This is a genomic window from Dietzia natronolimnaea (assembly GCF_002289575.1).
Lineage (GTDB): Bacteria > Actinomycetota > Actinomycetes > Mycobacteriales > Mycobacteriaceae > Dietzia > Dietzia natronolimnaea_A.
On the sequence record NZ_NTGA01000016.1, the window covers coordinates 59,965 to 71,878 of the forward strand.

Below are 11,914 nucleotides of genomic sequence, written 5' to 3' on the forward strand. Positions count from 1 at the left end.
CGACGCTCGATGAAGCCAAAGTTATGAGTTTCATGTGAGCCGCACGGTTCCGCCGTGTTTCGTGCGTGTTGCCTGCGTCCACCTTCAGTGAACCCTGCGTTTCTCAGCCCTTGCGCAGATCGGGCGCCGACGCCCCCAGCACGTGCCCGCGCGCGGCGGACCACATCGCACGCACTGCGGCCTCCACCGCCTCCGGGCTGCCGCCCACCACCCGGGACCACGCCCCGCACCCCTCGGGCAGGGTGCTCACACCACACACGCCGGCGGAGGGGTCGACACCCGCCCTCATCGAGTCCGCCAGGTCCGTCGCCGGCCCCGGCGCCAGGACGAACAGGGTGCCGATGGCATCGGACCCGCCGGTGACCAGGTCGTCGTCGAACCCACCGGACCCCCCGGCGATCCTGGTGGCATCCACCACCACCGGAGTGCCGTCGGGCCGGGCGAGTTCCACCCGCGAGACCAGCGCGTCCACCGCCCACCGCTCACCGCGGGCCACCCGGCCGGCGGTGAGGACGTCGGAGACCATCAGCACCGCGTCCTCGGGGACCGTCGCCCGCAGGCTCTGCTGGAACCGGCTCCCGGCATACGGGATGAGGGGGTCGGGAACCCACTCGCACACCGCCCCCGCGCCCAGCGTCAGCGTGACGTTCTGGGTGGCGTACCCCGCGTCCATGCGGTGGATCCGGGTGGCGGCCTGGGTCGTGATCACCGCATGGGACCGGTCGGCCAGCCGGACGTCGATGTCCAGCCTGTCGCCGCCGACCACTCCACCGCCGGTGGACATGAGATAGGTGACCGGCACGTGGGGCAGGCCCGGATCGACGTACAGCGGGCGCATCACCTGTAGAGGGGACTTCTGGTAGCGGTCGGCCAGGACGGTTCGCCCGTCGTCGGCGACCCGGTAGTCCAGGTCCAGGACGCCGACCTTGCCCGGCGATCCCACGGGCAGCGACCCGGCCGCGTTTACCGGGCCGGCCGCCACGGCCGGCGAGACGTGACCGGGGTCGGCCGCGCGTGCCAGCCGGTCGGCCCGGGAAACCGGCCCGGTCACGCGCTCGGCAGCAGGTCCGCGCGACGCGACTCGAAGTAATCCAACACCTCGTCGACCCCGGTGCCGCTGAGGCAGTCGGTCAGCACGACGGGCTTGCCCGAGCGCACGCGGTCGGCGTCGGAGCTCATCACCCCCAGGTCGCAGCGCACGTACTGGGCGATGTCGATCTTGTTGATCACCAGCAGGTCGCACTCCGTGATGCCGGGGCCCCGCTTGCGTGGCATCTTCTCGCCCTCGGCGGTGTCCAGTACGAAGAGGAACAGGTCCACCAGCGCGGGTGAGAACGTCAGCGTGAGGTTGTCCCCGCCGGATTCGAAGATCAGGGTGTCGACGTCCGGGTGCTCCTCGAGCATCTCGGCGCCCACGGCCAGGTTCATGGTGGGGTCGTCGCGGACCGCGGTGTGGGGGCACGAGCCGGTCTCCACGCCCACGACCTTGGCGGGGTCCAGGACGCCCGCCAGCGTGCGGCGGACGTGCTCGGCGTCCTCCTGGGTGTAGATGTCGTTGGTGATCACCGCGGGCTCCCGACCGCGCTCGATGAGCAACGGCACCAGCGCCTCGATCAACGCGGTCTTGCCCGAGCCCACGGGCCCGCCGATCCCGATGCGCAGCACGCCTCGTCCCTCGGTCATGTGCGTTCCCTTCCGTTGTGGCGTGTCCGTCGTGTCCTCAGCTGGCGAAGAGCCGAGCGTCGGAGTTCTCGTGGTGACAACTGGCCAGGTCCAGTATCGGCGCGAACCCGCCCAGATCCTCCAGCACGGTGCCGACGGCGGCGTCGGCGACCTCCTCGATCACGGGCGCCGCCCCGCGGACCAGCGCCTGGGCACTGCGGTGGTCGGCCAGCCGCAGTCGCAGTGCGGCGCCGGCCAGGCTGATCACCACGGCGGTCAGATCCGCCGCCACGGCGTCGCGCTGGTCCAGTCCCCCACGCGCGTACACCACACCCATCACCACGGACTGGGACCCGGGCGACCGGCGGGCTCGGACGTGGCCGTTCCAGGCGCTGACCACCGGGTCGTCGAGCAACTCGGCCGCCAGATCCAGCACCTGCTTGCCCGTCCGGGTGGCGCCGTCGCGCAGTTCCCGCGTCAGCCGGGTGGCGTGCAGGCGTCGGTCGATGCGGGTCAGCGCCTCCATCGGCGCCTCTGCGTCCCGGTTTCCGTGCTCGCGGGTGGCCGCCCACGCGAGTGCCAGCGCGACGGAGTCCGCGGGACCGATGGCGTGGCGCAGCATCGAGTGCAGCACCTGCGGCAGGCGCCGGGCGTCGACCTCACCCCGCTGGGCCAGCCCCTCGAGCCCGTGGGACAGGGTGTACATCCCCGAGGGGAACGACGAGTCGGTGAACTGCAGCGCGAGCAGCAGCCGCGACAGGTCGGAGCCGCTCATGCCAGATAGTGCAGCTGGGCCAGCGGCAGGGTGGTCGCGGGGGCGATGGTGGCGGGCTCGCCGTCGACGGTCACCACGTAGGTGTCGGGGTCCACCTCGATCCGCGGGCAGCGGTCGTTGCGGACCATGTCCTTCTTCCCGATCCCGCGGCACCGGCGCACGGGCAGGCACGGCGAGGTCAGGCCAAGTTGCTCGGGCACGCCGGCCTCGATCGCGGCCGCGGACAGGAACGTCACCCGGGTGGACTGCATGGCCCCGCCGTACGCGCCGAACATCGGCCGGTAGATCACGGGTTGCGGGGTGGGCAGCGAGGCGTTGGGGTCACCCATCGGCGCCCACACGATCATCCCGCCCTTGATCACCAGCGACGGCTTGGCGGCGAAGGACTCGGCCGGCCACACCACCAGGTCCGCGAGCTTGCCGGGTTCGATCGAGCCCAGGTGGTCGGCGATCCCGGCGGCGATGGCGGGGTTGATGGTCATCTTGGCGACGTACCGCAGGACCCGCTCGTTGTCGTTGCGATCGCTGTCCTCGGGCAGCGGCCCGCGTTCGACCCGGCAGTGGTGGGCCGTCTGGAACGCCCGCTGCCACGACTCGCCGATCCGCCCCATGGCCTGGGAGTCGGAGGAGAAGATCGAGATGATTCCCTCGTCGTGCAGCACGGTCTCCGCGGCGATGGTCTCGGCCCGCACGCGGGAGTCGGCGAAGCTCACGTCCTCCGGGATGTCGTGCGACAGGTGGTGGCACACCATCACCATGTCGAGCAGCTCGTCGACCGAGTTCACGGTGTAGGGCAGCGTCGGGTTGGTGGACGCCGGCAGGACGTTGGGCTCACCGCACACCCGCAGGATGTCGGGCGCGTGTCCGCCGCCGGCGCCCTCGGAGTGGAACGTGTGGATGGTCGAGTCGCCGAGCGCGGCGCGGGTGTCCTCGTAGAAGCCGGACTCGTTGAGGGTGTCGGTGTGGATTGCCACCTGCACGTCGTACTCGTCCGCGACCTCCTGCACGCAGCGGATGGTTGCCGGGGTGGTCCCCCAGTCCTCGTGGATCTTCAGGCCCGCCGCGCCGGCGACGATCTGCTCGACCGCCGACTCCGGCTGGGAGGTGTTGCCCTTTCCCAGGATCCCGATGTTCACCGGCAACCCGTCGGCGGCCTGCAGCATCCGGCCTATGTTCCAGGCGCCCGGCGTGCAGGTGGTCCCCTTGGTGCCGTCGGACGGGCCGGTCCCGCCACCGAACATGGTGGTCACCCCGTTGGACAGGGCCTCGTCCACCTGCTGCGGTGCGATGAAGTGGATGTGGGTGTCCACTCCCCCGGCGGTGACGATCTTGTGCTCGCCCGCCACGACCTCCGTGCCGGGGCCGATCACCAGGTCCGGGTGGACGCCGTCCTGCAGGTGCGGGTTGCCGGCCTTGCCCACGGCCACGATCCGGCCGTCGCGCACCCCGATGTCGCCCTTGACCACCCCGATCACGGCGTCGAGGATCGTGGCCCCGGTGATCACCAGGTCCAGCGCGCCCGAGGCCCGCGTTCCCGCCGGGTCCTGCGCCATGCCGTCCCGGATCGCCTTGCCGCCGCCGTAGACGGCCTCCTGGCCGTAGCCGCTGGAGCCGTTGGTCGTGACAGCGTTGTGGTCGGTCTCGACCTCGACGGTCAGCACCGTGTCCGCCAACGTGAACCGGTCACCGATCGTGGGTCCGTAGATGTCGGTGTAGGTCGCGCGGGGGAGCACGGTCGGCGGGCCCTCGGCGTGGCGCCCGGCCTCGTCGTCGTCGTCATCGGGCACCCCAGCGTTATCGGACACCTCAGCGCCGACACACAGGAACCCGCCGTCGTGCATCCGCTCCAGCGCGCGCTCCCGCACGGCCGGGTCGTCGAGGGGCCCGTCGACCAGTCCGGAGAAGCCGCGGCAGACGCGCTCGCCGGCGTAGTCCACCAGCCGCACCGTGCGGGTCTGCCCGGGTTCGAACCGCACCGCCAGGCCCGCGCCGATCGCCAGGTGGCGCCCGTAAGCGGCCGGCCGGTCGAAGCGCAGCTCCCGGTTGGACTCGAAGAAGTGGTAGTGCGAGCCCACCTGGACCGCGCGGTCGCCGGTGTTGGTGACCTCGAGCTCGATGGTCGCGCGACCGGCGCCCAGCGTGATGTCGCCGTCGCCGTACTGGTACTTCCCGGATCCGGACATCGCGCTCCTCTGGGTGGTGGGTGGGGTGGGTCTGTGAGGTGGTGTCTAGTGCGAGTGGGTGTAGACGCTGCCGTCGGCCGCCACGTGGGAGTGGGCGTAACCGTGGCCGTCCTCGGCGTTGAGCGCCGCGTCGATGCCATCTGCGCCTGTAACACCACCAGCGCCGTGGTCGAGCCGGTGGACCGCCTCGCGCACACGGGTGTCGATGATGCTGCGCACGACGGCCGGGCCCATCAGGTACTCGCCCTCGCCGGGCAGATCGCGGCCGGTGGGCGGGGCCGGCGCCAGTGTGGCGCTCACGATGGCCGGTCGCTGTGCACCGAGCGCATCGAGACGCGCGAGACCGCCGGCCAGGTCGGGGTCCGGCTCGGCGCCACCGTGGAATGCGACCTCCACCAGCTCGGGCCGGCCGTACTGCCGGGCGAGGCGGGCGAGGCGGAAGAGTTCGGCGTCGGCGAACGGGTCGATCGCCGGGCTCACGACCAGCACCGAATCGGCCGCGGCGTCGGCGAGATCGCGGCGTCGGATCGCGGCGCGCAGTCGGGTGACCAGCATCGTGGCGTCGCCCAGCGGCGCGGCCAGCGCGAGCCGCGTGCCGCCGGTACGGCCCCGGACGTCGCGGAGGGTGCGGGCGCAGTCGGCGATCATCGCCGGTGCGCGGCCGAACGTCATGGGGACGACGACGACGAGGTCACCCGCCTGGCCCTCCGCCGCCACCAGGTCGGACAGCCCACGCCCGGGCGCAGCGGCCGGGATCCCCAGATCGGGCATCTGCTCGGACTCCGGACCCAGCGCCACGACGATCCGGGCGGTGGCCGGGTCGGTGTGCTGATGCGCGTGGGCGTGCGGGTGGGCCGGGACGTGAGCGGTCATTCCTGCTGCTCCACCGGGCCGACGGGATCGTGCACGGTCACCAGCTTGGAGCCGTCGGGAAAGGTGGCCTCGACCTGAATCATCGGCAGCCGCTCCACCACACCGGCCATGACCTGCCCGGCATCCAGGACCCGGCGCCCGAGGTCCGTGCACTCGGCGACGGTGCGACCGTCGCGGGCGTGCTCGACGATCTCCCACGAGATGAGCGCGGTGGCCTCCGGGATGTTGAGCAGCACTCCGCGGTCGAGCCTCCGCCGGGCCACCTCCGCCGCGGTGAACAGGGTGAGTTTGTCCATTTCGCGGGGGGTGAGCTTCATCGGCGGGTCCTCTCGTGCTCGGAGCGTCAGCGCGCCGGGGCGTGTCGATCACGCTAATACCACCGTGTGTCGGCCGTGTAACACCGGTGCCGAGGACCGCCCCCACCCCCGGCTCCGAGCACCCGGCACAGCCCCTGACCTGGGGTGCCCTGCGGAGGGTGAGCAGGGCACCCCAGGTCAGAGGGCAGCGCACCCGGCGACGACAATGGCGGCAGGTCCGGCGGCCGCGGTTGTTACAGCGCGTTACGACTCCCGCGTCGTCGGCGATCCGGGCCCCGTCGACTGCCATGATGAACCAATGCCCCAGGACACCGCCGAGGCGACGGCGACCGACGACGACGCCGCCGTGCGCGACTTCGACTCCGCACCCGCGGAAGACCTGCTGCCCGCACTGACGGAGCTCTCGGGCTCGGCCGGGTGGGCGCGCACGGTGCTCGGGGGCCGGCCGTATGGCTCGCGAACGGCCCTGCACACCGCGGCCCGACGGGTGCTCGCCGACCAGAGCGACGCCGAGGTGTTGTCCGCGGTCGACGCGCACCCGCCGATCGGGCCGAGAGCGGGCGCGGGATCCGAACCGGTCAAGGGCGCCTCGGCCCGCGAGCAGAGCGCGGCGGCGACCGCTGATGCCGAGCTTGCGCGGCGCCTGGCCGACGGGCAGCGGCGCCACGCCGAGCACTTCGGGCACGCGTTCCTCGTCTGCGCCACCGGGCTGTCGGCGCGCGAGATCGTGGACGAGCTCGACCGGAGGATCGCGCTCGACCCGGCCGAGGAGCTCGCGTGCACCCGCGACCACCTCGCGAGGATCAACGCCCTGCGACTGGACCGGCTGCTCGACACCGGCACACTGTGAGGAGCACCTGATGTCCCTGAGCACCCACGCGCTGGACACGTCCACCGGGGCCCCCGCGTCCGGACTGGCGTATCTGCTCACCGACGCCGCGGGCGCGGTACTGGCCACCGGCACCACCGACGACGACGGACGGGCGCCCGAGCTGGGAGGGGTCGAGATCGGCGCCGGGGTGTACCGCCTGCACTTCGATACCGGCGCCTACCAGCGCTCAAAAGGCCTTCGCGGCTTCTACCCTGAGGCGGTGGTGTGCTTCGAGGTCACCGATCCGGCCGCCCACCACCACGTGCCGTTGATCCTGTCGCCCTTCGGCTACAGCACCTACCGCGGGTCCTGAGCCGCGGTCCTCGCCAACGCTCTGACCTGCAGTGCCCTGCACAGGGGTCGCAGGGCACCCCAGGTCACCGCCCGATCCCCCTCCGTGCGCACTCGCGGCGCAGCTCGGAGGCCACGGCACGCTCGTCGCACCGGACCAGCTGGAAGTCCCGCACCACCACGACTCCGCCCACCACCACGTGACGGGGACGTCGGCCCGGATCGGCCCACAGCAGGCCGGGGACCGGGTCGGCCACACCGGCGTCCGCCACGCCCGAGACGTCCCACACGACCAGGTCGGCCGCCGATCCCGGAGTCAATCGGCCCAGCTCGGTCCGGCCCAGTCCGTCCGCCCCACCGGCGGTGGCCATGGTCAGCGCCTCGAGAGCGTCCATCGGCCGCCCGGCCAGCGGGGCGACCTGCATGGCCAGCCGGGCATCGGCGAGAAGATGTCCGGCGTCGTTGCTCCCGCCGCCCGAGGTGCCCAGTCCGACGCGCACCCCACCGTCGAGTAGCCGCGCGACGGGGGCCACGCCCCACCCCATGGGCAGATCGCAGGCCGGGGCGTGGGTGACGGAGGCCCCGCACCCCGCGACGAGCGCCACCTCGGAGTCGGTGATGTCGCACAGGTGGGCCAGGGTGACGTCGGGGGCGAGCCAGCCCCACTCGTCCAGCAGATCCAGGGGCCGCCGCCCGTACAGCTCGGCGGCGCGGGCCACGTCGACCTGCTCGTTGGCCTGCGTGCGCCGACGCAAGCCCAGGTCCCGAGCGACCTCGCCGAGGGCGCCGAACGTGGCGGGTCCGTCGGCGTGGATCCCCGACGGGCCCACGGCGAGCTGCCGCATGCCATCCCCGGTCACCCCGTCCCGCGCTCCGGTCAGGTGCGCGGCGTGGATCCGCGCCACCGACGAGGCGGCCGCGTCCGGGTCGCAGCCCACGGTGCCGCGGACGAACGCCAGGCGGGCACCCACGTCACCCGCCGCGTCGAAGGCGGCCCCCGCGATCTGCACCGGGTCCACACCGGGCGGCCAGGTCAGGTGGTGATCGGCGACGGTGGTGACCCCGCACAACAGCGACTCGGCCAGCGCCACCCGGGCGGCGAGCCCCACCAGGTCCGGGTCCACGCGGGCGTCGACGTAGGCCTGCCGCATCCGAGCGAGCCAGACTGACATCTCCACCCCCCGCGTGCCGGGCAGCGTCCGGAACGCGCTCTGCAGCAGATGATGGTGCGCGTTGACCAGCCCCGGGGTGATCACCCCGCCGTCGGCGTCGAGGGTCTCGGCAGACTCAGCACCGCCAGAACTAACACCGTCGGCGATCCTCCCGTCCACGCACTCGAGCGTCGTGGGCTCGGTGGACGCGCGACCCGGGGACCAGACCGCTGAGGCTCCCGTCACCCGCAGAACCCGCGCGCTCACGCGTTGACCCCGATCGGCGTCGGCGCGAACGAGCGCATCCACACCCGGTCCGGCGTCAGCGGGATGGAGTCCTGTCGCACCCCCGTGGCCCGCCGGACGGCGATGCCGACGGCCGCCGCGACCGGACAGTAGGGCGCCTCGGACATGGACTTGGCGCCCAGGACGCCCTGGGGTTCGACGGTGTTGGCAAAGAAGACCTCGGTGCGCGGCACGTCTCCCATGCGGGGCGGGTGGTAGTGGCGCAGGGTCGCGTTGGCCACCGCGCCGGTGTCGTCGAGCATCACCTGCTCGTACAGCGCCGCCCCCAGGGCTTGGGCGACGCCGCCCTCCACCTGACCCCGCAGCTGCTGCGGGTTGAGGACCCGCCCGGCGTCGACGGCGTGGACGCTCTGCAGCACCCGGACCGTGCCCGTGTCGGGACACACGGCCACGCGGACGCCCTGGACGGTGAAGGCCGCCTGCCGACCGAGCCCGTCGGCGGAGCCCTCGGCGGACACGGGCAGGTGGGCGCCGGCCCGCAGGAGGTCGGCCACTCGGGTGGCGGCCCGGTGCAGCGCGCGACCGCCCACCACCGTCCCGGCCGACCCGAACGCACCGGTGTCGTGGGTGAGCTGCGCCGTGTCCGAGGCGTGCAGCACCACCGAGTCGGACGGGACCGCGAGCACCTCGGCCACGATCTGCGTGTGCACGGTGGCGGTGCCGTTGCCGAACTCGGCGGTGCCCACGTAGGCGTGCACGGTGCCGTCGACGTCGATCTCCACGCGGGCGGAGCCGTGGTGGCCCCCCGGCGGGTTGGTGGCGATCATGCACACCGCGACCCCGCTCCCCTCGGACCACCCGGCAGGGGCCGACTCCCCCCGTCCCGACTCCAGGGCTCCGGCGACGAGGTCCAGGCAGTCGTCGAGTCCGTAGGAGGACAGGGCCAGCTCGTCGTCGTCGCCCGCGGAGCTCACCAACCGGTCACCCGGGCGCACCACGTTGCGCCGCCGTAGTTCGACGGGGTCGATCCCGGCGGCCTCGGCGAGCTCATCGAGCGCGCTCTCGAGCGCGAACCCCACCTCCCCCAGCCCGTACCCGCGGAAGGCGCCGGACGGGACGGTGGTGGTGTAGACGGCCTCGGCCGCCACGCGCTTGGCCGGGCAGCGGTACAGCTCCACCGACTCGGTGATCGAGTGGAACATCACGCCCGCCGAGTGCCCGCCGTACGCGCCCGCGTCGGAGAGCACGTCCAGGTCGAGCGCGGTGAGCCGGCCACGGGCGTCGCACGCGACCGTCGCCGTCACCCGGTAGGGGTGCCGCACCGTGGCGGAGGTGAACTGCTCGGCGCGGGTGTACTCCCACACCACGTCGCGCCCGGTCCGCAGGGCGGCCAGGACGGCCAGGTCCTCGACGATCATCTCCTGTTTGGCGCCGAATCCCCCGCCCACCCTAGCGGCGTGGACGCGCAGGTCGTCCCGCTCCAGGCCGAAGATCCACGCCAGCTCGTCCCGGACGAGGAACGGCACCTGCGTGGACGAGCGGATGTCGAGGGCGCCGCCGCACCGGGGCCCGCCGTCGACGTGGCGGACGATCACCGCGTGCGTCTCCAGGTGCGTGTGCTGCACCCGCGAGGTGCTCCAGGTCCCGGTGACCACGTGCGCGGCGCGGGCCACCCCGGCGTCGACGTCCCCCACCGCGCCACGCCAGCTCGCCACCACGTTGCGCGCGGGGTCGGCGATCCGATGGGACCCGGGGCTCTTGTCCCCGTGGACCACCGGGGCCCCGGGCTGCCGCGCCGCCTCGGGGTCCAGCACCGACGGCAGGACCTCGTACCGCACGTCGATCTCCCCGCAGGCCAGGCGAGCGAGCTGAGCGGTCTCGGCCACCACCGCGGCCACACGCTGCCCGTGGTAGCGCACCACCGGGTCCAGCACCCGGGTGTCGTCCGGGTCGTCGGTGCGCCGCTGGTGGCGGGCGGTGGAGAACAGGACGTCCGGGTCGTCGTGGTGGGTCAGGACGGCCACCACACCGGGCATGGCCAGGGCGCGGGAGGCGTCGATCTCCACGATCCGGGCGTGCGCGTGCGGGGAACGCAGCACCGCGAGGTGAGCGCAGCCGGTCAGCGTGGTGTCCAGGGTGAACGGCTCGGCCCCGCGCACGACGCGGTCGGTGGCGGGCGCGGCGACGGGGCTGCCGATCCCTCCGGCCGGGCAGGCGTTCGCGGCGCCGTCGAGGGCGTCCTCGACCGCGCGGTATCCGGTGCACCGGCACAGGTTGCCCTTCATCGCGGCGGTCCGCGCGGCCGGGCCACCGTCGCGGGCGCACGGGGCGTGGTCCAGTCCGGTGACGGTGGTGACCATCCCCGCCGTGCAGTACCCGCACTGGAACCCCGCGGCGCGGGCGAACGCCGCGGGGACCTCGTCGGGCACCCCGGCGGCCGTGTGCACGTCGGCGCCCTCGGCCCGGTGGGCGGGCAGGACGCAGGAGTGCGTGGGCACGCCGTCGACCAGCACCGTGCAGGCGCCGCAGTCGCCGGTGTCGCAGCCCTTCTTGACCGCGACCTGGCCGAGTTCGCGCAGCAGCGTCCGCAGACACTGGCCGGGCCGCGGGGTCGGCGCGTAGTCGCGCCCGTCGACCGAGATCTTCATCTCTCCTCCTCCTGGCCGGGGTGGGTGCTGGGCTGGGTGCCGGGTTCGCCGCACAGGTCGACGACGACGGCGGCGGCCGCGATCCCCGCGACGTGACGGCGCCAGCTCGGGTGACCCTGGGGGTCGTCGTGCCAGTGGCGCAGGTCGCGGACCGCGGCCGCGGCGACCTCGGGCGGGGGCGGGGTGGCCCACTCCAGGACCTGCGGGGCGGGGACCGCCGCGGTGACGACGAGCGTGCAGCTCCCGTCGGGGTCCAGGCGGCCGGTGACCAGTGACCCGGAGCGGCCGCTGGGCACCAGCGAGTGCCGGCGGACGGCGTAGCGCGCGCGGCCCGCCCCCGCGGGGATGTGGAGGGCCCGCAGGATCTCCCCCGGGGCCAGGGACGTGTGACCCGGGCCGGTCACCACGTCGGCGGCGGGGATCGTGCGGGTGCCGCCGTCCGGGGTCCAGATCTCCGCGGTCGCACCGAGGGTGCAGGCCGCAGCGGTGCCGGCGCCGGCGGGCAGTGCGGCGCAGAGGTTGCCTCCCCAGGTCGCGCGGGCCCAGATCTTCCACGAGGCCAGCAGGCACGAGAAGGCGTCGTGCAGGAACGGCCGCAGCTCCGCGGTGAGCGGGTGGTCGAGCACGGTCCGCAACGAGGCGGTCGCCGCCACCCGCAGGCCACCGTCCGGGAGCTCCTCGACGTCGGGCCAGCCGAGATCGAGCAGGTCCACCAGCCCGGTGAGCGCCGGCGTGTTCTCCCCCGGTGGCGCCGCGGCGCCGGCGGGATGGAGGTGCGCCTCACCGTGCAGTGCGGTCCCTCCGGCCAGGGGCGCCGCACCGGCCAGCAGTGCTCGATGAGCATCGTCGCGGGTGCGCGGCCGGTGCAGTTCGGTGACGGTGACCAGGTCCACTGGG

General features: G+C 73.4%; 11 protein-coding genes. 2 read left to right on the forward strand and 9 right to left on the reverse strand.

Annotation, left to right across the window (positions count from 1 at the left end; translation table 11 throughout):
- Positions 1-103: 103 nt before the first annotated feature.
- Genes CEY15_RS09295 through CEY15_RS09320 form a run of 6 tightly spaced genes read right to left on the reverse strand, consistent with a single transcriptional unit; the run spans position 104 to position 5,810 of the window.
- Positions 104-1,051 (reverse strand): urease accessory protein UreD, encoded by a 948-nt coding sequence (locus tag CEY15_RS09295; RefSeq protein WP_095718193.1) that lies wholly within the window; start codon positions 1,049-1,051, stop codon positions 104-106.
- A complete protein-coding gene (gene ureG, locus CEY15_RS09300) occupies positions 1,048-1,683 on the reverse strand; it encodes an urease accessory protein UreG (RefSeq protein WP_095718194.1) in 636 nt (211 codons plus the stop codon). Before ureG ends, CEY15_RS09295 begins: the two co-directional genes overlap by 4 nt.
- A gap of 37 nt (positions 1,684-1,720) precedes the next feature.
- On the reverse strand, positions 1,721-2,437 hold the full coding sequence (locus tag CEY15_RS09305) for an urease accessory protein UreF (protein ID WP_095718195.1): 717 nt from the start codon (positions 2,435-2,437) through the stop codon (positions 1,721-1,723).
- Positions 2,434-4,620: an urease subunit alpha gene (gene ureC, locus CEY15_RS09310; protein ID WP_095718196.1), complete on the reverse strand. Its 2,187-nt coding sequence runs from the start codon at positions 4,618-4,620 to the stop codon at positions 2,434-2,436. Before ureC ends, CEY15_RS09305 begins: the two co-directional genes overlap by 4 nt.
- A 45-nt stretch (positions 4,621-4,665) precedes the next feature.
- Complete coding sequence (locus CEY15_RS09315) at positions 4,666-5,493, reverse strand: sirohydrochlorin chelatase (protein ID WP_095718197.1); 828 nt, start codon at positions 5,491-5,493, stop codon at positions 4,666-4,668.
- A complete protein-coding gene (locus CEY15_RS09320) occupies positions 5,490-5,810 on the reverse strand; it encodes an urease subunit gamma (RefSeq protein ID WP_095718198.1) in 321 nt (106 codons plus the stop codon). Before CEY15_RS09320 ends, CEY15_RS09315 begins: the two co-directional genes overlap by 4 nt.
- Before the next feature lie 298 nt (positions 5,811-6,108).
- On the opposite strand from CEY15_RS09320, the gene CEY15_RS18480 reads away from it, so the two are divergent.
- Complete coding sequence (locus CEY15_RS18480; protein WP_176475065.1) at positions 6,109-6,660, forward strand: 2-oxo-4-hydroxy-4-carboxy-5-ureidoimidazoline decarboxylase; 552 nt, start codon at positions 6,109-6,111, stop codon at positions 6,658-6,660.
- A 10-nt stretch (positions 6,661-6,670) separates the two neighbouring features.
- On the forward strand, positions 6,671-6,994 hold the full coding sequence (gene uraH / locus CEY15_RS09330; RefSeq protein WP_095718199.1) for a hydroxyisourate hydrolase: 324 nt from the start codon (positions 6,671-6,673) through the stop codon (positions 6,992-6,994).
- Positions 6,995-7,058: 64 nt separating this feature from the next.
- On the opposite strand, the gene CEY15_RS09335 is transcribed toward uraH, so the two are convergent.
- From CEY15_RS09335 to CEY15_RS09345, 3 genes are read right to left on the reverse strand one after another with little or no spacing between them, the layout of a single operon-like run.
- A complete protein-coding gene (locus CEY15_RS09335) occupies positions 7,059-8,390 on the reverse strand; it encodes an amidohydrolase family protein (protein ID WP_245847447.1) in 1,332 nt (443 codons plus the stop codon).
- Positions 8,387-11,017, reverse strand: a complete 2,631-nt coding sequence (locus CEY15_RS09340) for a molybdopterin-dependent oxidoreductase (RefSeq protein ID WP_095718201.1) — start codon at positions 11,015-11,017, stop codon at positions 8,387-8,389. The genes CEY15_RS09335 and CEY15_RS09340 overlap by 4 nt, the downstream gene beginning before the upstream one ends.
- Complete coding sequence (locus tag CEY15_RS09345; RefSeq protein WP_095718202.1) at positions 11,014-11,910, reverse strand: FAD binding domain-containing protein; 897 nt, start codon at positions 11,908-11,910, stop codon at positions 11,014-11,016. Before CEY15_RS09345 ends, CEY15_RS09340 begins: the two co-directional genes overlap by 4 nt.
- Positions 11,911-11,914 lie beyond the last annotated feature (4 nt).